The organism is Actinomadura sp. DC4, assembly GCF_030406325.1.
Classification (GTDB): domain Bacteria; phylum Actinomycetota; class Actinomycetes; order Streptosporangiales; family Streptosporangiaceae; genus Actinoallomurus.
Genome location: NZ_JAUEQY010000041.1, coordinates 54,192 through 78,821, shown reverse-complemented (window position 1 = coordinate 78,821; position 24,630 = coordinate 54,192). Strand labels below are relative to the sequence as shown.

Sequence of the window (24,630 nt, the reverse complement as noted above, 5' to 3'; positions counted from 1 at the left end):
ATCAACAACATGCCCATGTTGCCCGTCGGCGCCTCCGGCAGGACCGGAGGCTCCTGCAGGGACAACTCTCCACTGGGCATCTCAGGCGGTGACTGCCGTGGCGGCCGCCGGAACAGCGTCGTACTCACGACCAGAGGTCCTTCCCAGGGGCGTCTCGGTGGGTCCCCTTTCCCTAAGGCACGGCTCCCGGTGCCCGTACGGTTCCGGAGCAGCCGTGTTTCCGGTGAGTGAACTCCCGGCGAACCGAGAGCCGTGTTCTTGGCATGGCGACTCCGCAGACACTGGGTTCCGGCGAGATGTGCCGGCTGACGATTTGCGGGCCGGCCTCCCGGATCGAGCTGGCGGTGCCGGCCCATGTGCCGGTGGCCGACCTGCTGCCGACCTTCCTGGATCATCTGGGTCCTGAGCTGGCCGCGGCCGGCTTCGGGCACGACGGGTGGGTGCTGCAGCGGCTCGGCGAGCCGCCGCTGGACGAGGACCTGGGCACGGCCGCGCTCGGCCTGTACGACGGCGACGTCCTGCACCTGCGCCCGCGTGCCGACCATCTGCCGCCGGTCGACTTCGACGACCTGGTCGACGGCGTGGCCACCGGCACCTCCGAGCGCGCGGACCGCTGGCGGCCCGAGACGACGCGGCGGTTCGTCCTGTCCCTGGTCGGCGCGGCGCTCGCGCTGGGCGTGGCGGTCGCGCCGATGAGCGGCACCGGCACGATGGCGACGCTCGTGGCCGGGACGGCGAGCGTCTTCCTGCTTCTCGGGGCGGCGGCCGCCTCCCGCGCGCTCGGCGACCGGGCGGCCGGGATCCTGCTGGCCGCCGGCTCGATCGGGTTCACGGTCGTCGCCGGGCTGGCGCTGCCGGCCGGCGAGGCGCGGTCACTGACCCCGGGTGACCTGGTGAGCGCGCCCGGCCTGCTGGCCGCCGGCGCGTGGGCGGCGACGATGGCCGCGCTGGCCCGGCCCGCCGTCGGCGGGGTGCTGGCCGGCTTCACCGCGACGGTGTTCGCGGCGATCCTCATGGGCCTGGGCGGCCTCCTGGTCACGCTCGGGACGGCGCACACGGCGGGTGCGGCGGCGATCGTGCTCGCGGCCGCCCTCGTGGTCGGCGCGGCGGTGCCCGTCATCGCCTCGCGCTTCGCCGGCCTGCGCATCCCACCGCTGCCGACCAGCCCCGACGAGTTCCAGCAGGGGATCGACCCCGAGCCCAGCCGCATCGTCCTGGAGCGCACCGCGCGTGCGCACGAGCACATCGGGTCGCTGTACGTCGGCCTGGGCGTGATCGTCACGGGCTGTCTCGTCGTGCTCGGCACGACCCCGGGCATCTCCGCGCGGGTCCTGGCGGCCGTGGCGTCGCTGCTGCTGCTCCTGCACGGGCGCGACCTGCTGGGCGTACGTGCCCGGCTCGCGGTCTTCGCGCCCGGAGTGGCCGGGCTGGCGGCGGTCCTGCTGGACCTGACGCTCGACCAGCCCGCGAACGTACGGCCGGTGGTGGTGGTCGGCCTGATGCTGACGGCCGGGCTGCTGCTGTCGGTCGCGCGGACCCTGCCGGGACGGCGGCTGCTGCCGCACTGGGGACGGGTCGCGGACCTGATGCACACGACCACGGCGATCGCCGTGGTCCCGCTGGTGCTCGCGGTCGTCGGGCTGTACGCGAGGGCGCGTGCGGGATGGGCGTGAGCGAAATGAACCTGAGCGAGATGACGCGCGGATCGGAGGTGTGTCGTGCACAACCGGCGTGACCAGGTACACGCGCACGGGTTCATGGTCGGCCGGCTCGTCTCCGCGCTGCTGCGCGCCGAGCCCGACATGGCCGTACCACCGCTGCGCCGCTCGTGGAGCGGTCTGATCATCGGTTCGCTGGTCGCGGCGCTGGCGGTGGCCGGGTTCGCGGTCTTCTCCCTCGTCTCCCCGGGCGGTGCGTCCGGATGGCGCAAGCCCGGGACGCTGATCCTGGACAAGGGGACCGGCACCCGGTACGTGCTGGCCGACGGGCGGCTGCACCCGGTGCTGAACTACGCCTCCGCGCGGCTGCTGCTCGGCGCGAAGCTGACCGTCGACTCGGTGCCGACCAAGTCGCTGAGGGACGTGCCGCGCGGCGGGCCGGTCGGCATCAACGGCGCGCCCGACTCACTGCCCGACTCCGGCGGAGGCGACGGGCCCTGGCTGGCCTGCGCGTCCTCGACCGGCTCCAAGCCCGCGCTGTCCCTCCTGATCGGCTCGGGCGCGGACGAGGTTCCGCTGTCCCCCCGCCAGGCGGTGCTGGTCCGCACCTCGGACGGGACCACCTACCTCGTGACCGGCGGCCGGCGGCTGCGGGTGACCGCGCCGTGGGTGACGCGGGCACTCGGCTTCTCCGACGGCGCCGCGATCGGCGTACGCGACGCGTGGATCGACACCCTGCCCGCCGGGCCGGACCTCCCCCCGCCCGTGACCCCCGGCGTCGGCGGCAAAGCCCCGGACCTGGACGGGCACGCGGCCAACGTCGGCGAGGTCTTCATCGTCCGCGGCGCGGGCGGGGACCAGCGCCTCTACCTGCTGACCACCGGCGGCCTCCAGCCCATGACGCAGACCGCGGCGGCGCTCGCGCTGAGCGACCCGGAGACCGCGAAGGCCTATCCCGGCGGGACCGTCGGGACCCGCGACCTCAGCCCGGGCGCGCTCGCCGCGTCCACGGTGCTGCCGACGCCGGCGTGGATGGCGCAACTGCCGGCCGCGCCGCCGACCATCGAGGCGGTCACGGCCGGCCGGATGCCGTGCGTCCGCTCGGTGCCGGCCGGGAACCGGGTCGAGACGTCGCTGGTGACGGTGCCGGCCGTACCGGTCACCGCCGCGAACGCGGTGCCCGCGGTGGCGTCGGGCACGGCTCTGGCCGGCGACTCATCCGGCAACCGGATCGCCGACCAGGTCGAGGTCGCACCGAGGGCGGGCCTGATCGCCCGCACGCTTCCCGCGCCCGGGGTGCCGGGCGAGGGGCTCTATCTGGTGACCGAGGACGGCGCCAAATTCCCCGTCGAGAACGCCGACGCGGCCACCGCGCTCGGCTACTCGGCCTCCGCCGCGGTCGCCGTACCGGCCGACCTGCTGGCACTACTCCCCACCGGACCCGTACTCCGCCTGCTCGGCTCGGGGGGTGGATAGCCGCCCGACCTTCGTCGATTCCCCAACGCATTCACTCACCTGAGGAGAGGCACATGGCCGACTTCGACCCTTCGACCTACCACTTCAGCGACGCCGACCTGCAGCAGATCATCACCAAGACCTCCGAAGCCGTCAACGAGATGAACACCGTCAACCAGACGGTGCAGTCGCACACTGACGCGCTCGTCGACGCCAACCGTTCCGACTCGGGACAGATCCTGTCCGGGCACCTGGCCACGTGGAACACCGACTTCCACGCCTGCGTGAACAACCTCAACGACCTCAACCAGAAGGCCACGGCGCTTCTGCAGGTCAACCGCAACACGAGCACCGAGACCACCGCGGGCGCCAAGTAACGAAGCCCGTTCTCCCGACCTTTCAAAGGAGCGCGAATCGATGGCAGATCAGTTCACCGTCAACCACGGCGGCTACAGCGATGTGAACTCGGGCCTGGTCAGCCAGGTCGTACGCATGGACGCGATCATGGACGACCTCAACACGACCCTCAGCCGCATCGCCCAGGCCAGCAACGGTAAGGCGACGCCGCTGTGGGAGGACCAGCAGAACACCTGGAACCGGTCCTACACCGAGATGAAGAGCCAGCTCAACACCCACACCCAGTCCTCCATCAGCGTCGCCGAGACGTTTCAGGACGGCGACAACCACGGCGCCCGGGTCATGTCCTGACCTGGTGATTCCCGCCCCGGGGCCGACGAGGCCGAACCGATGGCCCACCGGCCCCGGGGCATTCCCCCTTCGCGAAACGAGGAGACCATGGGGCACAACGACGGCCAGATCACGTCATTCGACAAGGCGCACTACGACCAGCTGATCGCTTATCTGCGGGACGTCGACAACGTCCTCGACACGACTCCGGCCTACCTGGGCCCGTCGGCCGACCTGAAGCTCGACACCACGCTGAACTCCCGGTTTCACCCCGGTTCGTCGGACTGGCCGGTGGCGAAGGACTTCGTCGCGCAGGCGGCCACGTTCGGGACCTCGGTGCACACCCGCCTCACCGGCTACGAGACGGACGTACGGGCCTTCTTCACGGCGCTCAAGAACGCCGAGGACGTCTTCGACAACACCAACGACCTGACCACGTACGACGCCTCGAAGTTCGCGCAGGAGTATCCGGACGTGGGCGGGGGCACCCCGGCGACCTGACGCCGGCAATCGATTATGGCTGACCGCACGAGCAGGAAGGAGGGAGGGCCATGGCGGATGAATCCGGCGGCCTGAGCATCCCCACTACCGACAACTGGACGGAATGGACGTTCGAACAGGCTCTCAAGGCGCTCACCGGCGAGGGCGTCGACCTCCATGCGGTCGCCAAGTCGAACTGGTTCACCTTCGACGCCAGCCCCAGTGAGAAGGACGAGCTCCCCTACCACGCCTGGGGCGTCTACTTCTACGGCGCCAACATCAACCACGAGGCGGTCGCCGCGTGGACCACGGCGGTCAACACGATCGACGAGATGATGCCGGACGTCGCGCTGGGCAAGCGCGGCAGCATGAACCAGCAGACCCTCAAGGACCTGGAGGGAGCGATCCGGAACTTCGGCGGCTGGGCCCAGGCCGTCGGGGGTGGCATGACGTCGTGGAGCAACCGGCTGGACTCCGACGACTCAGGCTTTCGCGGCAAGGCCGCGTCCCTGATCCAGTGGCGGCTCAAGGCGAACGGTGACGGGCTGGCCGACACCTACGAACAGGTCAACTCGCGGCACGGGCGGCCGATCGCGGACGTCGTCGGCGACGCCGCCACCGAGCTCGCCAACTTCAACGCGACGATGTCGGGGCGCTGGAACACCGCGATCACGCTGAACATGCGCGACTGGGTCACGAACGGCATCGCCGGGCTCATGGACTCGATCATGGACTACCTGATCCAGGTGGGCATCCAGCTGGGCCAGCCCGGTTACGTGCTCAACAGCTTCAACTCGAACGTGGATGCCGGGAAGGCCTACATCCGGAGAGTCCTGGCGGAGTATCCGAAGGGCAATCTGCTCACCGCCGACGGATGGGCGAAGATCAACCAGGATTTCACCGACAACCTGCTGCTTCTGCTCAGGACGATGCTCGACGAAACGGCGCAGCCCGCGATCGCGGCACTCGCCCCGAAGTACGTCCTGGCGACCAGCGCGCTGATCGAGATCACGGCGCCACCGGTGGAGACGCCGCCGCACATCCCCACGGACAACGGCAACGGGCCGCCGAACGGCAGCGGCGATGGGAACATTCCGCCGCCGGACGGCAGCGGCGATGGGAACATTCCGCCGCCGGACGGCAGCGGTGGCGGGAACATTCCGCCGCCGGACGGCAGCGGTGGCGGGAACATTCCGCCGCCGGACGGCAGCGGTGGCGGGAACATTCCGCCGCCGGACGGCAGCGGTGGCGGGAACATTCCGCCCCCGGACGGCAGCGGCGGCGGGAACATCCCGCCCCCGGACGGCAGCGGCGGCGGAAACGGCGACCTCAACCTGCCGGGCGCCGACGGCAGTGGCGGCGATGGCGGGCTCAACCTGCCGGGCGGCGGCAATGGCGGTGCCGACGGTCCTCCGGCCGACGGCGCGTTCGTGCCCGGCCTGGTGCCTCCGGGCGGAGGCGCCGGCGGCGACGGAAACGGCTCGGGATCCAAGAGCGGCATCGGGCCCGGCGCGGACGGTGCGTTCGACGAGAACGGTCCCGGCGACGGGCTCATCACAGCACCCGACGGCAGCGGCGGCGGAAACGGCTCCAAGCTGCCCGCCGGCTCGGGCAAGTCGAACACCGCCCTGCCTCCGGGCGGAGACGGGGCGGGCGGCTTCGGCTCCGACCCCGGAAAGGACTTCGACCCGGGTGGCGGGCTGGGCGCCGGTGCCGGAGCGGGTGCCGGAGCGGGCGGCCTCGGCGGTGGTCCCGGTGGGGCCGGTGACGGTCTCGGCGGGTTCGGCGGGGCCAACGGACTGGGCGGAGCCAACGGCGGCCTCGGCGGAGCCGGAAACGGCCTCAACGGCCTCGGCGGAGCCGGAAACGGCCTTAACGGCCTCGGCGGGCTGGGCGGCGGGCTGGGCGGCGGCCTCGGCGGCGCCGGCGGGGCCGGGCTCGGATCCGGAGCCGGCGGCGGGCTGGGCGGTCTCAGCGGAATGGGCTCGCAGTTCACCGGTGGCAGCCCCGGCATGAACGGCGCGGCCGGGTCCTCGGGCGGGGCCGGAGGCGGCGACGGCGGCGTCCCGTTCTTCCCGCCGATGATGGGCGGCCAGGGCGCGGGCGGCGAGAAACCGCAGGAACGCGAGCGGCAGACCTGGCTGTCGGAGGACGAGGAGATCTGGGGCACCCGGGCATCCGTCGGCTCCGGAGTCGTCGGCCGCCCGGACGAGGAGGAGTTCGACGCCGAGGAGATCCCGCTGACCGGGCCGACCCGCAGGCAGCGGCGTGCGGACGCCCCACGACGCCCGCGTCCGGTCGAACAGGCCGAGCACGAGGCCGCGGAGGCCGGCGAACAGGCCCCCGGCACGGCATGACCACGAACAGCCGGCAGTCCACAGAAAGGAGAAGGGGATGTCGAACCCCCAGGGTTTCGATCTGGAACACGCGATCGCCGACCTACGAGCCGAGCAGGCCCGGATCAAGGAGGCCACCGAGCACATGGCGAGCCTCACCGGGTCCGCCATGTCGAAGGACCGGATGATCACCGCGACCGTCGACAGCCGCGGCCGGCTCGTCGACCTCACGCTGGAGGGCACCCGCTACCGCAAGCTCGCTCCGGCGGAGCTGACCAAACGCATCGTCGACATCGTGCGCGAGGCCCAGGAGGACGCGGCCCGTACGGCGGCGAGCACGCTCACGGGCCTGCTCCCCGACGGGCTCGGCATGCCGGTCAACGGTGACTTCGACATGGAGGCGATGTTCGACGCCGCGGTCACCACGGCGCGGGCCACCGCCGAGACCAAGAGGGAAGGCGCGGGCAGCGATGGCTGACGATGACAGCACGTTCTCCGTCGACATCGACGCGCTCGAACGCGGCGGCGTGAACGTCAAGCACCTCGCCACCCTCGCGGCGAGCATCTACGGAGACCTCTTCAACCTCACCGACAAGTACGGCCACACGCTGGGCGGGAACGGCGACGTCGGCAAGTCCTTCGAGACCAACTACTACCCGGGCGCGGATGCGAGCCTGCAGTTCCTGAAGGACCTGAAGGACCTCGTGGACACGCACGGCGGGAAGGTCATCGACCTGGGCGGCCTCTTCGGGAACGTCGACGACACGACGATCGACGAATCCCACGGCGGGCACAGGCGCTGACGTCATGGCGATCGAGGTGCCCGAGGGCGTTCAGGGACTGTTCCTCGTTTTGACGGGGGAGCGGTGGCCGACCGCGAATGAGGATGCGTTGCGGGAGGTCGGGAACGCCTGGGGTACTGCGGGTGATCGCCTGGAGAATGAGCTGGCGCCGTCTCTGATTCAGGTGGTTCAGAAGATCAGGTCGGATTTCACGGGGAAGTCGGCGATCAAGTTCGCGGACATGATGGCGCCGTATGCGCTTGATGATCCGCGATATATCCCGGAGGCGGCGGCGCAGTTCCGGCAGTTGAAGAAGTTCCTGCTGGACGCGTCGACGCAGGTGGAGTACACAAAGATCATCTCCATCGAAGAGCTGATCTTGTTGATCGCTCAGATCGCGTGGGCGATCGCGATGGCGTTCTGGACCGACGGCGCGAGTATGACGTGGCTGGCGGGTCGGATGGCCATTGTGGATTTCTTGCTGGAGACGTGGTGGGGGCGGCTGATTCTGCAGTTCGTCCTGGCCGAGGTGTTCGGAATCGCGTTCCAGCTGGCGTTGGATGTTCTGACGCAGGCGATTCAGTTCGCGAAGCACACCCGGTCTGAGTGGGATGTGAAGGCGACGATCTCGGCGGTGGAGGTCGGTGCGGTCGGTGGTGCGTTGTCGTTGCCGTTCGCGGCGATCAGTCATCAGGTCGCGTCGCGGTTGACGAAGGTGTTGTCGCGGGTGTTGAGCCGGGATGTCGAGATCTCGGTGCTGGCGCCGGTGGTGGTGCGGGCGGTGAACGGCGCGGCCCGCAATATGGAGAACGCGCCGATCTCGAAGGTCGCCAAGGATGTGGCGTCGAATCTGTTGAAGGCGGCGGACAAGCCGTTGCGGATCCGGCTGGTCGAGATCGGGGTGCCGGCGATCATCGAGATGGCGGAGGAGGGCCTGCACGAGGCGATCACCGAGGGCGTGGTGATGGCGGCGAACGGTCAGGGTTTCCAGTTCAACCCGTTCTCCTTCACCTCCGGGATGGCCGGAAGCATCGCCTCCCAGATGGGTCATGGCATCGGCACCGCGTTGGCGGTCCCCAAACCCGTACGCGAGGGCTACACGCGCCTCGGCGACGGCGAGGAGAACGACTCCGACCAGTCCTCCCCTTCTGTCGTCGGCGCCACCGAATCCCTCACCTCATTCACCAACGACCACTCCGAGACCGAACCCCTCCTCTCCTCGCGCGGATCCTCGTCCTCGACGGACTCCTCACGCGGGTCTTCTTCTTCGTCTTCGTCTTCGACCGGCCGCGGTTCGGGGACGACCGCGCCGCCGGTCCCGCCGAAGAACGGGTTCTCGGGTGCTTCGCGGTCCGAGACGCCGCCTGCGGTTCCGCCGAAGGACACGATGTCGCGGTCCTCGATGCCGAGCCGGTCGACGACGGAGGGCAACGGCCGGTCCGGGAGCTCGTCCACGACGCCGACGCCGCCCTCGCGTCAGTCCGGGACGACGGGACGCCCAGGAGAGACCAGTTCCTCGACCTCGGTGCCGTCCGGCCGCAACGGCCGTACGGGCGAGGACCCCGCGCCGGCGACGCCGTCACGCTCCAACGGCCGTACGAGCGGCGAGCCCGCGACCGCCGGAGCCTCGGGCAGCCGGTCCACGAACTCCTCCTCCACCGAAGGCCCCACCCGATCCCCGGCCACCACGCAAAAGAGCAGCGAACCCCAAAGCAGCACAAGCCGGGATGAGACAACCTCCAACAACCCGTTCCGCAACCGCGACCGGTCCACGACCACCACCCCACCCACGACCCCCAACGACACACGATCGCCCGGCACCGAGAACGAGGCCACCGCCGGCGCGAAGCAGGAGGGCAACGGCCGGAGCGGCACCAGCCCGGCGAGCCGGTCCAACGGCGGCCCGCAGACCACACCGACGACCAAGACCCCCGCCGAGACCGGCCGGCCGCAGAACCCCAACCCGTTCCGCCGTGGCGAGACCCCCGCGCCGGCCGTACCGGGGCGCGTCGAGGAGGACGTGGCGAACCCCTACACCCGGCTGCCCGAGGTGGTGACCAAGGACGCCGCCGTGATGCCGGCCGAGAGTCTCGCCGCCGTGACCTCGTCGGACCTGCCGCTCGCCGAGCGGCTCATCGTGACCGGCACGGCACCGGCGACCGAGGTCGAGGCCGCCGCCAAGCGGCTCGGCGTCGACGTCGTCGCGCGAGTCGACCGCGCCCAGATCGGGAACGGCCGTCGCGGAGGCGTCCACTGGATGAGCTTCCCCGCGAACGGCGGGCGGCCAAGGCTGGTGGAGAGCACGCTGGGGCCGGTCACCGCGCCCTTCTGGACGGAGTCCAGGCTCGACGACGGCGCGTTCAAACGCGGCTATCCGTGGCTGCCCAAGATCAATCCGCTGTACGCCAAGGGCGGCGACTTCCTGACCAACTGCCTGCTCTCCTCGATCGGCGTCGACCTCACCCTCGAAGAGGCGCGCCTGGACCCGACCGAGGACCCCGACCTGCTGCCCTTCTACCAGGTCTCCCCGGATGCCCGTTCGCCGTACGAATACCTGGCCAACATGGGCAAGGGCGACCCGGTCGACGTCTCGAGCTACCAGGCGATCGTGGACGCCGTACGCACGGCCGGGCCGGGCGCGCGCGGAATGGTCCTCGTGGGTACGGGCAACACCGACATCGACCACATCTTCAACGTCGTCCACGGCGGCAACGGGGTCGTCTTCCTCGACGGTCAGAAGGGCGCCCAGGCGAACCTGCCCGCTACCTTCCGCAGCCTGCAGTTCCTGCCCACCAGCGAGAACTTCCCGCGTCACACCATCACGGTCAACCCGGCGCCGGGCCGCCACGGGCGCTTCATCGCCGGCGAGACCACGAATGAGGACACCTCCGAGACCGGCTTCGTCGAGAAGCTGCCCTGGTCGCAGCCGAGCAAGGACGGCGAGGAGGGCCGGTACCCGTTCTTCGGCCCCGGCCGGGAGCTGGGCGAGGGCGACGGTACGGGCGGGATCCCCGGTGTCGACAAGGCGACGCGCGCGAGGTGGGCCACCGAGAAGGCCGAGGCCCGTCAAAAGGCCGAAGCCGAGCGGAAGGCCGCCGAGGAGGCCGGGCAGAACCCGCCGGCCGAGGAGAAGAAGCCCGCCACGCTCCGGCCGCGCCGCGGCGGGAAGGGCTACGGCAACGACCCGGCGACCGTCAACGACCTGCCGACGCCCAGGACGGAACGCAAGCCGCCCACCACGCCGTTCTCGGGTGCGGGCCACGAGCTGGGCGAGGGCGACGGCACGGGCGGGATCCCGGGCGTCGACAAGGCGACGCGCGCGAGGTGGGCCACCGACAAGGCCGAGGCCCAGCGCAAGGCCGCGGAACAGGGAACCGGACAGCCGGCCAAGCCCGCCCGCCCGGTCGAGCCCACACGGGCCGGCAAGGGGTACGGCGACGGCCCCATGACCGTCAACGACCTGCCGCCGGACACGGAGCCGGAGCGGTTCCCCGGCCGGGGCCGCACGCTCGGCAGCGGCGGCGAGGGCACGAGTGTCACCGGGCTGGACAAGCGCGCCCGCGCCGAGTGGGCCGCCCGGCACGTGAAGGACCTCGCCGCCCGGCAGCAGGCCGAGGAGTCGGCCGCGGAGAAGAGTCCGTTCGCCGGTCCCGGTCAGAAGCTGGGCGAAGGAGACGGCCAGGGTGCCGGAATCCCCGGCCTGGACAACGGAGTACGGACACAGTCGGCCACCGACCGGGCCGCCGCGGAGAGGGCGGCCGCCGCGGAGGGCCGGCCGCTGCCGAAGGTACCGAGTCCGCCGGAGCCCCCGCAGGTCGGCAAGGGGTACGGCAACGACCCGATGACCTTCGCGGACCTGCCGCCGGACGAGCCGGTGAAGGAGGCGGCCGAGCCGTTCGCCGGCACCGGCCACGAGCTGGGCGAGCGCGACGGCAAGGGCGAGGGCATCGCGGGCCTCCGCGGACGGGACCACCGGCGGGCCGAGGCCGAGCGTGCGAGGCGGCGGGCCGAAGGGGGCCGCCGGGTCGCGCTCCAGCGCACCGGCAAGGGCTTCGACGGCCCGATGACCGCCGCCGACCCGTCGACCACGGGGCCGGTCCGGCCGGAGACCGAGCCGTTCGCCGGCCCGGGCGAGGTGCTGGGCGAGGGCAACGGCAAGGGCACCGGAATCCCCGGCCTGGACAACCGGACGCGCGCCGATGCCAAGGCCGAACGGGCCCGTCGCGGGGCCCAGACGGCGAAGTCGGCCAAGCCGTTCACCAAGCCCGCGATCGTCACCTTCGACGACGTACGCGATCCGGCCACCGAGACGGGCGATCCCGCGACGGCCGCGGGCGACAAGCGCGGGATGGTCCAGCAGCGGTCCGGCAACGGCACCGTCACCATGACCGAGCAGCCCGAACGCCCATCGCCTGCCGAGACGAGCACCGAACAGGCCCCCGAGAAGGAGGCCGTGAAGAAGGAGCCGGCCGCGAAGCCCTCGCGGTCGGACGCCACGCCGAAGCCCGGAAAGCGTTCCCCGGCCGACCAGAGCACCACGATCCCGCCGGAGACCTCACGTAAAAGGCAGAACACCGGCCCGGAAAGGCTGTCGGACGGGACACCGACGCCGCATGCCCCGACCCCCGCGGACACGGAGAGCCGGGACACCGCGTCGTCTGCGACCGGCACCCCGGCCGCCACGCCGTCCCGTACGAGCCTCGGGCAGGCGCGTACGACGCTGGGCGGGCTGGACGAGACGCGGCGCGCCGAGGTCATGGACGAGGCCGCCACGATCGTGGGGGACCTGAGCGGGCGGGTGCCCGGCCGGCAGGACCGGGGCGGCCTGATATCGCGGGTCGACCGGGCCGGGGTGCTGGTGGCCGCCGAGATCGCACGCTCCGGCCGGCCGGCCGGGGAGGATCTCGCGCGGAAGCTGATGCACGATCTCGACGAACCCGCGCCCACACCGGTTCCGCGCGTCAAGGTCGACAACGACCGCGTGGACATCGCCCAGATGACGCTGAACCTGCTGCAGAAGAACGCGGAGACGCACTACGTCCAGGTCCTCAACGAGGCCCGGGTGATCGTCTCGAACCTCACCGGGAAGACCCCGTCCCTCGTCGGCAAGCGGGGCAACGCCCGGCAGCTGGCCCTGGTCTGGCTGCTGGCCGCCGCCGAGATCCCCTGGGCCGGGCACCAGGCCGCCGAGAACCTCGCGGCCGACATCCTCGGCGTGCCGAGACCGGCCGACTCCGAGGGCCAGTCGCGGTTCGTGACCGGCTTCTCCAACGCCGCCAAGAACGACCTGGGCCGGGCCCGTACGACCCTGGGCCTGATGTCCGGCATCCGGTCCGGGCAGCTCCTGGCCGAGGCGGACTCCATCCTCCGCGAGGTGGTCACCGGGCCACTCTCCGAGCAGGGCGGCAAGTCGGCCCAGCGGGAGCGGTTGCTCCTGGTCGCCGCCGAGATCGCCCGGTCCGGCCCCCAGGCGGGCGTGGAACTCGCCCGCAGCCTGGCCGAGGCCATGTCCTCCACCGCGAAACGGCCGCCGGCCGCGCCCAAGAAGAAGGTGCGCTTCGCCGAAGAGGTCGAGGAGCAGGAGGTCCAGGAGGAGGCCGACACCGAGGAGGAGTACGAGACCGACACCGAGGACGAGGACGAGACCGATACCGAGGACGAGACCGAGCAGGAGCACGAGAACGAGAGCCGCGACGGCGACCTGAAGGGAAAGTCCCAGGAGACCAAGACCGAGACCGTGCCCGAGACCGACACGAAGCCGTCGCCGGAGCGGATGCCGATCGAGGACCTGTTCGGCCAGATCCGGGTGGGCATGGCCGGCACCCGTACGGTGGCGCTCTGGCTGCCCGGCGCGCCGGAGAACGGGCCGAAGTTCGACGTCGAGACGATCGCCAAGCTGGACGAGACCCTCCCCGAGGGCGTCGTCTTCGTCATCGGCTCCGTCGAGGGCGGCCGCGTGATGGCCGGCGGCAAGGAGATCTCGGTGGACGCGCTGGCCGCCGCCATCGGGAGCCGCGCGCCCGGGATGACCGCGTTCCTGCTGATGTCCGGCGGCGCGAGCGTGGCCGAGCCGCTCTCGCGCGCGCTGGACGAGCCCGTGCTCGCCACGCCGCACGAGGCCGTGTTCGACCTGGAGACCGGCGACCTGGTCACGCGCCGCTCCGGAGACGCGATGTCGGAGCCGGAGCCGTTCCGCGTCTTCGGCCCGGGCGAGACCACGGGCGAGCTGATCCCCATGCAGCTGCTCGGCTCCTCCAAGGCCGGCAAGGTCGGCAAGGGGGGAGAGCCGAGGAAGAAGGGCTCCGGACCCGAGCCCGAGCCCGATCCGCTGGCCTCGTCCTCCTCCGACGCGAACGCGCGCCGGCGCCGCGACGAGTCGACGAGACCGCCGCAGCCGCCGGACGACCCCGCGCTTCCGTCGCAGCCGGCGTCGATGCCGATCTCGGCCGACCCGATGATCCGTTCGATCGGTGTGCCACGCGCCGGCCTGCCGCGGATACCGGAGCTCCTCCGGCAGATCCGGCGGGAGATGGACCGCGCCGGGGTGCGCTACACCGAGAACGAGATGAACCTTCTCGCGCACCGGCTGCTGGCCAACTACCCGTACCTGCTCGGCACCAACGCCGCGAACGGCACCGAGGGCTTCCAGGTGCCCATCGGCAACGCCGAACTGCTCATCACGCTCAACCCCACCGACCCGCACACCCTGGGTAACCCGGCCGGCTCGACGCTCACGGAGTCGAACCTGCCTCCGGTGGAGGGCGAGCACCAGGCCGTCGACACCATCAACGCGACGTACGCGACCGGCGCGCACACGCAGGTCCACTCCGGGAACACGGGCGCGACCCGTGGCGCGATCGCGCTGAACTTCGGCATCGGCCTCACCCCCGGCGTCCTGCAGGTGCTGAAGGTCGGCGCGTCGTTGTCCGGCGTCACCAACCAGTCGAGCCGGTCCAACACGCACATCGCCGACGCCGAAGGCGGGCACGTCGAGGACAACCGGACCGAGGCGCGCCTGATCTCGTACACGCCGAACTGGTCGTTCAAGCTGCGTACCGACCCCAACCAGAGCTGGGCCGCCAACACCACGGTCCACCGGCTCGGCGGGCGGAGCCCGGAGAAGCTGCTGCTGTGGATCCCCGAGCACTACCTCGAGATCCCCGCGCCGGCTCAGGTCACCGCGACCGGCATCGGGAGAAAGAACCGGAAGCTGCCGCCGTTCTTCTTCGCGTCGGGTCTGACGAACATCCCGCGGCTGTTCGACGAGATCGTGGAGACGCTACGCGGGCAGGGGCTCGACCTGCCGCTCGGCAGTCCGACGCGCGAGGAGTTGCTGCAGAAGGTCTGGAATCTCAGCGCGCACCTCGACACCGCCGTCAACGACAAGGGCGGCTACCGGATCATCCTGCACAACGAGTACGGCCGCCCGGTGGCGACGGTGGCGATCAAATCCACGCGGCAGGGGGGCGCGGTACGCGTCGGCGCGACCAGCGACAAGGCGCACATCGAGAACGTACGGACCGCCATCGACGGCTCCAGCGGCGGCCACACCATCACCAACAGCAGCACCGTGACCCCGCTCAGCGCGGAGCTCGACCTGATGCCGAACCCGACCGGGATCAAGGAGCTCGGGCTCGGCGTCAGCACCTCGTTCTCCTACACGTCGACCAACACCGACGGCATCTCGTCGGGCCGGGTCGGCCTCAACGTCCTGGTGCCGCGCAACACGTCGCACACCACCGCGAACCGGGTCTCGTTCCAGCACCGGGCGACGGTCAGCGTCCGCGGCAGCCGCAGGAGGGGGGCGCCGCGCACCACCCGGCGGGTCCCCGGCGAGGCGCTGGTCCGGATGCCGGAGGCGGCGGCGTACGAGCACGGCTTCTCGGTCGACCGGAAGGCGCTGAAGAACCCGCCGGCGCACGGCGGCACCCAGCCGTACAGGCAAGGCGCGATCCGCAACACCGGCACGCGCCCGGGCGACCCGGCCACCAAGCCCGTGCCGCAGTACGTCGCCGACGGCAGGGGCGTCGGCATGGGCCTGGTCATGGTCGACCCGAACACCGTCAAGCGGATCCAGCGGCGGCTCAAGCGCGCGCTGCGAGAACAGGGCTTCCTGCCCGCCGACGAGAACGATCCGTTCGGCGACTACGCCTGGTACGGGCACGGGAACAAGACCGACAGCCTGATCGACAACATGGAGCTCGTCGACAAGATGGTCTCCAGCCGCGGCCTGGACTCCCACTACGACCAGGTCCACCAGGACGGCATGACCTTCACGCTCCGCAAGCGCCGCGGCGGCGTCGGAGTGGACTGGGACGTCGACTCGGCCAAGGTCACCATCAGGGCGAGGCGGAACGTCGCGAACCCGCCCCGGTTCATCCGCAGCACTAACGAGTACCACACGGTCAACCTGGCGATGGGCATGGACACCGCCGGCATCTCCCTCAGCCACGCGCGCAAGGTCGCGTGGGGCATCAAGATGAAGGGCCTCTTCAAGTACCTGAAGGCGGCCGCGATGGGCATCGAGTTCCAGCGGACCGTCGGTGCCAGCGACTCGCTCGGCTTCCTCAACAACCGTCCCGAGCTCTTGGAATACCCGGGGATCGTGGACGAGTTCACGCTGACCAGCGACTATGAGATCCACATCGAGTACCAGCACTCGGGCAAGACGGGCAAGGTCCGTAAGGGCCGGCGCGACCCGAATGTGATCGCGGTCAACGGCCAGACCGCGCAGGCGTTCCTGCTGCCGCTCGGCGCCGGCACCCAGAACGGCCCGATCTCCGCCGGCCCGACGCCGAAGGAGGTCCTCGACCAGGGCGTCGTCTACTTCTTCGACACCACGGGGGCGCGGGAGGCGATCGAGGCGCTCGGCGACATGACCGACCCGGCCGGCCCGGCCTCCTCGGACCGGGACACCTTCGCCGGGACCATCGAGATGCGGGCGCACCTGAAGGAGATCCTGAACGGGGAGTACACCACCGACCGGCCGTTCGACACGGGCCTGTTCCGTGACACGTTCGGCGCCATGGACGTCCGCGGCGACCTCGGCCCGTCCCGGTTCACCGGGGCGACGAGCGACAAGTTCGTCCTGGGCGTCATCAAGCTCTGGCTGGCGGAGAACCGGCTGACCGACACCAGCTCCACCGGCTGGACCTGGGACCAGCTCGACCTCGCGTTCGGGGGCACCGCCGGACACGCCAACCTCACCGGCGAGACGGACGCCAACCGGCACTGGCAGCACAACCGGTCCACGAGCAGCGGCCGCACGGGCGGCAAGGAGCTCATCCAGCTCGACTTCAACCGGGTGTACGCCTACCAGACCACGGCCAACCTCCAGGTCAGCAGCCGCAGGGAGAAGCACTCCAAGCTGTGGCCCAGCGGCAGTCCCGAACATCGCCAGGTGCCGCTGCCCGGCAAGACGGTGGTCTACCTCCTGCCCGAGCCGGAGGCGCTCACCCGCTACGCGGAATACGAGCTTCCGGTCTCCGACAGCCAGCTCAAAGACGCCATGCTCCGCTGGAAGAACGGCCAGCTCAAGCTGAGCGGCGACCTCGCCGCGAAGATCCTCATGCGCTGGCAGAAGGAGACGCGGGTCCTGCCGGCGGACGCCCGGATCCGGCGCCGCAAACTGGTCCGCTCGCTGGCGCTCATGCACGAGTCCGGCGCGTCCCGGATCCTGGACCGCGACGTCCGGGAGGACTTCAACCGGGAGTTCGCACAGACGCTGCGCGACCCGGAGGAGCTGTACCTCTATCCGCAGATGCCCGCCGACGTCGTCGCGTACGCCGAGGGCGGGCCGGCGCTCGGCGACGCCCGGCTGCGGCAGGTCCTCACCGACTGGAAGAGCGGCGGAGTACGGCTGAGCGGCGACGTGGTGGCCGCGGCCCTGACGCGCTGGCAGACCGAGGTGCCGGCCCTGCCGCCCGGCATGAACCTCAACCGCCACTCACTGGCCGGCAAGCTCGCCGAGCGGCACAAGACCGGAGGCACGCCGGTCGGTACCGCGCACGTACGGGAGCGCTTCAACACCACCTTCGGGCAGACCCTCGAGCACGCGCCGGTCCCGTACAAGCACATGGAGATGCCGGAGTACCTGACCCGGAACGACCCGAACGGCCGGATCCTCGGACACACCGGCGTGCACGACCTGGAGTACGCCGACAACAGGTCCACCTACCAGATCGTCCGGGAGCAGATCGAGCGGGTGGCGCCCGGCCTGCTCGCGGCCGGCGCGGAGATCTGGAACGGCGACGGCCGGCGGATCGGCCGGATGCAGGGCAGCGTCGACGCGCTGCAGGCGATCTTCGCCCGGGGACGCGACCAGGCGATGTGGGACGAGGTGCTCGCCAAGGGCGGCTACTCCATCTACCTGGTCAACCCCACCGGATGGCTGCTGTCCGACGTCGTGGAGATCAACCTCGCCGACGTCCTGATCTCCGAGCCCGAGGTGCACGACTTCAAGCCGGACACCGGTCTGGAGAACTACTCCCACGGCTACATCGGCACGTCCAAGGCAAAGTCCCGCGACGGCTCCCAGGCGTGGGTGTTCGCCAAGTTCAACTCCGGTGGCGACAAGGCCAGCGGCCCGGTCGACCTCAAGGCGTCCGAGGGGCACCACCGCGGCACGAACCGCGGGGAGAACGCGGTCACCGAGCAGACCGTCTACGACTGGAGCGGCCACTACCGCGTGCGGTTCCGGCACGAGCTGACGGTGACCGTACGGCGGCTGAAGATGCCCGGCCGCCCGCTCAACAACCTGCTGATGAGCGGCTTCAAGCGGTGGACCCGCCACGGCGCGACCTCGCACACCACGGTGAGGGGCACGCTGAACCTCCAGGTGCCGCGCGCCCTCGCCGAGGCCGGCGCGATCCGCGGCCCGAGCCAGGTCCGCAACCTCGTCTCGCTGCCGAAGCTGCCGGGCAACGCCTACGTCACCGGTACCCTCCTGGACGACGCGCTGCCGGTCGCCCGCAAGATGCTGGGCGGGATGTTCGGGCCGCGCTGGTACGAGAAGGCGCTGGGCGCCAAGGCCAACGACCCGAAGACCCGCTCCAGCCTGTCGCTGCCGGTGCTGATGTCGCGGTCGCACATGACGAACCACCTGCGCGAGGCCACGGGCGGCGACCGGTACAAGCTGGCCGACGACCTGTTCATCCCCGGCGACTCCAGCGAACGCGCCACGATGTGGCTCCAGGGCGACCTGTACGACGCCCAGGTCATCGGCCGGATGGGCGACGGCGGTACGGGCACCGGCCGCTACATCAAGCACCAGAGCGGCACGACGCTCAACAACAGCTCGGATCTGGTCCGGACGGTCGGTGAGTACGGCCTCACGGGCACCGACAAGATCAACCCCCTTCCCACCCTGCCGGAGGGCTCCCCGCCGCAGCGCCCGGACCACTTCTATGAGTTCAACAACTCGGGCAGCCGGGTCACGTCCGCGAACCAGAACAGCTCCGGAACGGAGAACTACCGGCGGGAGCAGCACGCCAAGGAGCTCGGCTCGACGCTGCTGGTACGGATGCGGGGCCAGTTCTGGATCGAGGCGCAGAAGACCCGCCACCACCTCTTCCGCAAGTCGCACAACGTGGGCGGGATCGTGCGCAGCGACCCGATCACCGGCGACGTGTACGTCGAGATGTTCGAGGCGCAGTACGAGGAGATGCGCGCCCAGATGAGGGCGGACCGGCAGCGGATGGAGACCGCGCTGCGCGACCGGGTGAACCCGGCGGCCTGGCTCGGCCTGGACAACGCGCGCCGGTTCGACCTGCCCTCGCTGCTGAGCGACGCGGCGCGGAGCAACCGGGACGCGTCGCGCGCCCACCACGGCATCGTGACCCACATCCGCGAGCGGGGCGGCGCGAACGGCCCGCTGGTGCTCACCTACGGCCAGAGCGCGCGGTCACGGGAGTACCGGGCGATGCTGCAGTGGGCCATCCGGTCCATTCGCGACGACCTGCGGACCGCGCGAGAGCTGGGGGACGAGGTCCGGAACCCGGCCTCTCTCGAGCGCTTCCAGACCCTGGCCTCCCTGTCGGACGACGCCATGATCGCCGCTCTGACCAACCCGGTCGACGCCGAGATCACCGCACTGATCCGGGAGGTGAACCGGGTCCACGGCCACCTGGTCGACCCGTCCAGCGGTCCCGTCGCGCTGCCGCCGGAGGCGTCGCTGTTCTCCGCCGACCCGGTGTATCTGGCCCGCGACGTGGCGCACGAGCTGAACGCGCACATCCGGGTGGACGTCGAGCAGCCGAACGGGAGCGTACGGCGAAGCTGGGTCGACCCCGGCGGGCGGATCTACGCCTTCGATCCGACGACCTTCAACGACACGCGGCTGAGCGCCGACCAGGCGACGCGGGGCGGGCTCTGGTCCGCCGAGACCCGCCGTCTCGCGGTGGCCCACGGCATCGGCGCGGCCGAGCTGAGTCACTTCTACCGCACCTCCTGGGCCCGCCAGCAGACCTTCGAACAGGCGGTGTCGGCTGAGATCGCCGTGCGCCGTGCACACCTGGAGGCCGTGCACGCGGCGCTCCCGGGCCTGTTCGACCGGGCCCTGGCGGCCGCCCAGGAGTGGCACGCGGAGGTCACCCTCCTCGAGGGCGAGCACACGGCCCTGGCCCAGGACATCACCCGTGCCGAGGACGATTTCCATCGCGGGCACGGCGAGGTGTCGGACGGTCACGCGGAGCTGGTCCGGCTCAGGATGGAGAACACGCAGGATCCGGCCGAGGTGACGAAGCTCGAGCAGCGGATCAAGGACGGGAACACCGCCCAGGAACGGCGGCGGGCCCGGCTCGCCGAGGTGAACCGGGACCGCCGCGAGGTCGCCCGCCGCCTCGAGCACGCACGCGCGCAGGCGGCCGACGCGGAGGTGGTGCTCGACGACCTGCGCAGGACCGAGCGCGAGACCGAGGCCACCGGGCGGGCGCACTGGGACGACGGGACCGTGCGGCGAGCCGACGAGGACGTCACGGAACTGGAGTGGCTCGCGGAGCAGCGCCGGGTCGACCGCGCGTACCGGAACCGGTCCGCGCCGACGATGGCCGATGCGATCCGCGGTTTGGAGCGTACGCTGCGCACGGCGGGGCCGGGCGCGGTCTCTCTCGCCGTCACCACCGACTCGGCCGGGACCGGCGGGCGGTTCATCGTCGTCAACCACGACGACGACATCCTGTGGTTCGAGGCGGAGTCCGGCGTTTCGGTCCTGCCGCCGGAAGACGCGACGCGGCTCCACACACTCGACATGGACCAGCAGGGCATGCTGCTCGACCCGCCGGGCGAACTGGCCGGGTCGGCGCCGATCGAGAGGTCGTTCGGCCCACTGCGCGACATCGCGATCGCCACCATCGCGCACCGGCTCGACCGCGGGGCGCGCCGGCAGGACCCGCGGGCGACGGCCGAGCGCGCGCGGCGTGCGCTGTCCCGGTCGGCGAGCGCGTTCGAGAACGCCCTGGCAGCCGAGGACGAGGCCAGGGCCGCGGAGCAGGGCCCGCCGGAGACCCGGATCGTCAGCCTGGCCACGGCGACGCGGAGCCGGCTGCCGGAGAACCCGCACCTGTACCGGAACGAGCAGGGCCACCACGGGGTCGGGCCGGCCGGGCAGGTCAGCGTCGACTGGACGCCGCTCGGCCCGCTGGCGGACTTCGCGCCGGTGTACTGGCTGGCCCAGGGCGCGCCCCGGGAGGGCGTCACCGTGCAGGATCTGGCGCGTACCGGCCTGGGCGACACGGTGCGGTTCTTCGAGGGAGATCCGCGGCCGGCCGTGGAGCGGGTCGAGCGGGCGTTCGGTGAGCGGCCGACCCGGACGACCGAGCGTACGGACACTCTCCCGGACGACCTGCCCGCCGGAACCTGGATCTGGTTCACCGGCCGGCGGTTCACCGGGGCCGCGGTGCGAATGTCCGATCACTACCTCCTGTTCCTCGGCGGGGAGAACGGCACGCAGAGGGTGACGGAGCGGGGCGTGCAGGACGCGCTCAACGAGTCGCCGCACACCATCGTGATCAGCCGGGTGCGGGCCGGAAGCCGCGAGGAGCCGGCCAAGGTGTTCACCCCGGACCCCGACCCGACCCGGACGGGCGGCGGCACCCCGTTCGGAAGCCGGCGCTTCACCGGCTCACACCAGGGGAGCGCGTCGCGGCGCGGGGCCGGGACCCAGTCGGGGAGCGGGCGGGACAAGGGCAAACGCCGCGCCGACCCGCCCGCGGAAACTCCACGGCGTACGGACGTGGACAGCCCGCTGCCGGCCGGCGCGCACCTGTACGTCAACGAGGCCGGGCACCATCGGATCACCGCGGGCCTGAACCGTCCGGGCTGGCAGGACCTGGGCGCGGTGGCCGCGTACACCCCGGTGTCCTGGCTGCTCCGCGACGGGCCGCAGGAGATCACCGAGACGCAGGTCCTCGCCGACGCGCTGGACCAGGCGACCCTGTTCCTCTCCGTGGCGAAGGCCACGGGCGAGCTCGTGGAGACGGTCCGCTCGGTCCTGGCGTTCAGCACCAACCGGTCCGTCGAGGTGACCCGGCGGCTTCCCGCGACGCTGCCGCGCGGCACGATGATCTACTACACCGGCCAGCGGGGCACGGGCGCCGCCATGGTGCTGCGCGACGGCCGCTACCGGCTGATGACCAGTGGCGTCCAGCGGGCCCTCACCTCAGCGGACCGGACCGGCCTGGCCAACTTCGACGACGGCGCGCACACGTTCGTCGTCGCCCGGCCGCTCGGGGCCACACCGGCGAAGAAACCGGCGAAGGGGGCCGGTACCTCCTCGAAGGGGGCCGGCACATCGTCGAAGGAGGCCACGGAGGCGGACGACCGCGCCATGCGGGCGGAGAGCGTGGCCTTCGACCAGCGGCTGCTCGACGAGACGCTCCGCAGCCGCCGGCTGCGGCCCGTCGAGGTGCCGATGGACAACAACTGCTTCTACCACGGCCTGATCGCCATCGCCGGCCCGTACCTGGCCGCGCAGATCCCCGGCCTGCGACCGCGCGCCAGCGACCGGACGGCGGTGCGGACGCTGCGCGGCTGGCTCGCGGACCGGCTCGAGGCCGACCTCGCGGTGGCGAACCAGGGCCTGCCGTCGCGGTACGCGAACTTCTTCCGCGTCGTCGACGGCGGCGACCCGATCGCCACCCAGCAGCGCAGGCTCGCCGACCAGATCCGGCAGATGGACACCTGGTACAACGAGGCGGGCGACCTCGTCGCGCAGCTCGCGGCGTACGAGCTCGGCCTGCCGCTCACCCTGGTCCAGGACCGGTACGTCACCCCGCTCGGGCCGGAGGGTGCCGATCGGCTCAGCATCATCCGCACGCCCGGCCACTTCCGGGCCGCCGAGAGCACGGATCGCCGCGCGGCGCCGTTCCCCTGGAACAGGGCGCGGCCGGAGCAGCCGATGGCCGTCGACGCGGCCCGTGACCAGCTCCGGATCCTGACCGAGGCGCTGGTACGCCGCATGCGGCACGCGGTCGAGGAGTTCCGGGCCATCCGGGGGCGGCTGGACCCGGCCGTCGCCCGGCTGGGCGACGAACAGATGCGGGCGCTCGTCACGCGCTTCGAACAGGGCCGGGCGACGACCGGGCACGACGACGTGCCGGCGCACATCCGCGCGTACGAGCGGCTCGGGATCATGCGCCGGGCGGCGGCGGATCTCGAAGAACTGAACGAGGAGTTCCGCCCGGCCGAGCGACCCGCGACCACCACCCGGACGCCCGGGCCCTCGACGCAGGGCGGACGGACTCAGGTGTCGGACTATCTGCTGAGCGAGGTCAACTCCCGGCTCAACGGTTTCGGCGGGAACTGGGTCGGCGGGGCGGTCGACCGCGGGCAGGTCGCGCAGGCGCTGCGTGACCTCCCCACGGGCCACCCGAGCGACATCCGGGGCCTGGCCACCCACCTCGCCAACCGGATCGCCTTCGACCGGCTCCCACAGGGCCGCGGCGGCGCGCCGGACGTGCTCCTGGAGACCGCCTTCGAGCTCGGCGGCCTGGACCTGCGGGGGCCGGTCGTGGAACTCGTCACGACGCCCGACTACAGCGTGATCGCCGAACACACGCCGGACGGGTCCAGCAAGGGCGGGACGGCGGCGACCATCTCGGTCGTGCTCAACCCCGTCGACATCATGACCGAGACCGGCGTGCCCGCGTCCCGTACGGCCGCCGACATCCTGAAGCGGCTGGACGAGTCGCGGCGGGGCCGTACGATCGCGCAGATCTTCGCGGACGTCCCTGGCGCGGAGTTCCACCCCGACGCCTCCCGCGCGACGATCGAGCGCGACGCCGGCCGGCCGGCCCGCAGACCCTCGGCCGGCGCGCGGACGGCCGACATCCGGGAGTTCGCCCGGGACACCGCCGAGAACGACGCGTCCGGCCTGAGCGCCCCGCCGGAGCGGCCCGCCGCACGCTTCTGGTCGCGGTCCATGCGAGAGGAAGGCGCGTTCAAGCGCGGCTACACGTGGCTGCCCAAGATCAATCCGCTGTACGCCAAGGGCGGCGACTTCCTGACCAACTGCCTGCTGGCCGCGGTCGGCGTCGACCTCACGCTGGAAGAGGCGCGCCTGGACCCGGATGAGGATCCCGACCTGCTGCCGTTCTACCAGGTCTCCCCGGACGGCCGTTCGCCGTATGAGTTCCTGGCCAACATGGGCAAGGGCGACCCGGTGGACGTCCCCGGCTACCAGGCGATCGTGGACGCGATGCGCGCCGCCGGGCCGGGCGCGCGCGGGATGGTCCTCGTGGGGAAGCGGGGAACCGACGTCGACCACATCTACAACGTGGTCCATGACGGCGAGGGGATCGTCTTCCTGGACGGCCAGAAGGGCGTCCAGGCGAACCTGCCCGCGACCTTCCGCAGCCTGCAGTTCCTGCCCACCAGCGAGAACTTCCCGCGCCACACCGTCGCGGTCAACCCGACGCCGTGGCGGCACGGGCGCTTCATCGCCGGCGAGACCACGAATGACGACGCCGCGTTCGACTTCGCCGACACACTGCCCTGGGACCGGCCGAGCCGGGACGACGAGGAGGGCCCGTACCCGTTCCTCGGCCCCGGCCACGAACTGGGCGAGGGCGACGGCACGGGCGGTATCTCCGGCGCCGGCAAGGCGGCCCGTGAGCAGTGGGCCGTCGAGAAGGCCGCCAAGCTGGAGGAGCAGGCGGGCGAGGAGAGACAACCGCCCGCGAAACCCGCCGTGCCGCGACCGCGGCGTGAGGGCAAGGGGTACGGGAACGACCCCAT

General features: G+C 71.5%; 9 protein-coding genes (1 of these 9 cut by a window edge). All 9 read left to right on the top strand.

The window, feature by feature from the left end; all coding sequences use genetic code 11:
* Positions 1-263: 263 nt before the first annotated feature.
* Complete coding sequence (gene eccD, locus QWU11_RS42080; protein ID WP_290120182.1) at positions 264-1,673, top strand: type VII secretion integral membrane protein EccD; 1,410 nt, start codon at positions 264-266, stop codon at positions 1,671-1,673.
* 45 nt (positions 1,674-1,718) lie between these two features.
* Positions 1,719-3,134 (top strand): type VII secretion protein EccB, encoded by a 1,416-nt coding sequence (eccB, locus tag QWU11_RS42075; RefSeq protein WP_290120181.1) that lies wholly within the window; start codon positions 1,719-1,721, stop codon positions 3,132-3,134.
* A 53-nt stretch (positions 3,135-3,187) separates the two neighbouring features.
* On the top strand, positions 3,188-3,490 hold the full coding sequence (locus tag QWU11_RS42070) for a hypothetical protein (RefSeq protein ID WP_290120180.1): 303 nt from the start codon (positions 3,188-3,190) through the stop codon (positions 3,488-3,490).
* Between the two features lie 40 nt (positions 3,491-3,530).
* Entirely contained in the window at positions 3,531-3,821 is a 291-nt protein-coding gene (locus QWU11_RS42065; RefSeq protein ID WP_290120179.1) for a hypothetical protein, read from the top strand.
* A gap of 87 nt (positions 3,822-3,908) precedes the next feature.
* A complete protein-coding gene (locus QWU11_RS42060; protein WP_290120178.1) occupies positions 3,909-4,301 on the top strand; it encodes a hypothetical protein in 393 nt (130 codons plus the stop codon).
* A gap of 50 nt (positions 4,302-4,351) precedes the next feature.
* Positions 4,352-6,637 carry a hypothetical protein gene (locus tag QWU11_RS42055; RefSeq protein ID WP_290120177.1) on the top strand — a complete coding sequence of 762 codons (2,286 nt, stop codon included), beginning with the start codon at positions 4,352-4,354 and terminating at the stop codon, positions 6,635-6,637.
* Between the two features lie 37 nt (positions 6,638-6,674).
* Entirely contained in the window at positions 6,675-7,094 is a 420-nt protein-coding gene (locus tag QWU11_RS42050) for a YbaB/EbfC family nucleoid-associated protein (RefSeq protein WP_290120176.1), read from the top strand.
* On the top strand, positions 7,087-7,419 hold the full coding sequence (locus tag QWU11_RS42045) for a hypothetical protein (RefSeq protein ID WP_290120175.1): 333 nt from the start codon (positions 7,087-7,089) through the stop codon (positions 7,417-7,419). Before QWU11_RS42050 ends, QWU11_RS42045 begins: the two co-directional genes overlap by 8 nt.
* Before the next feature lie 220 nt (positions 7,420-7,639).
* A protein-coding gene (locus tag QWU11_RS42040) for a toxin glutamine deamidase domain-containing protein (protein ID WP_290120174.1) crosses the window boundary here: on the top strand, positions 7,640-24,630 show its 5' portion. 15,649 nt of this gene lie beyond the right edge of the window; 16,991 of the gene's 32,640 nt are visible here — the first part of the coding sequence; its start codon is at positions 7,640-7,642; the stop codon falls past the right edge of the window.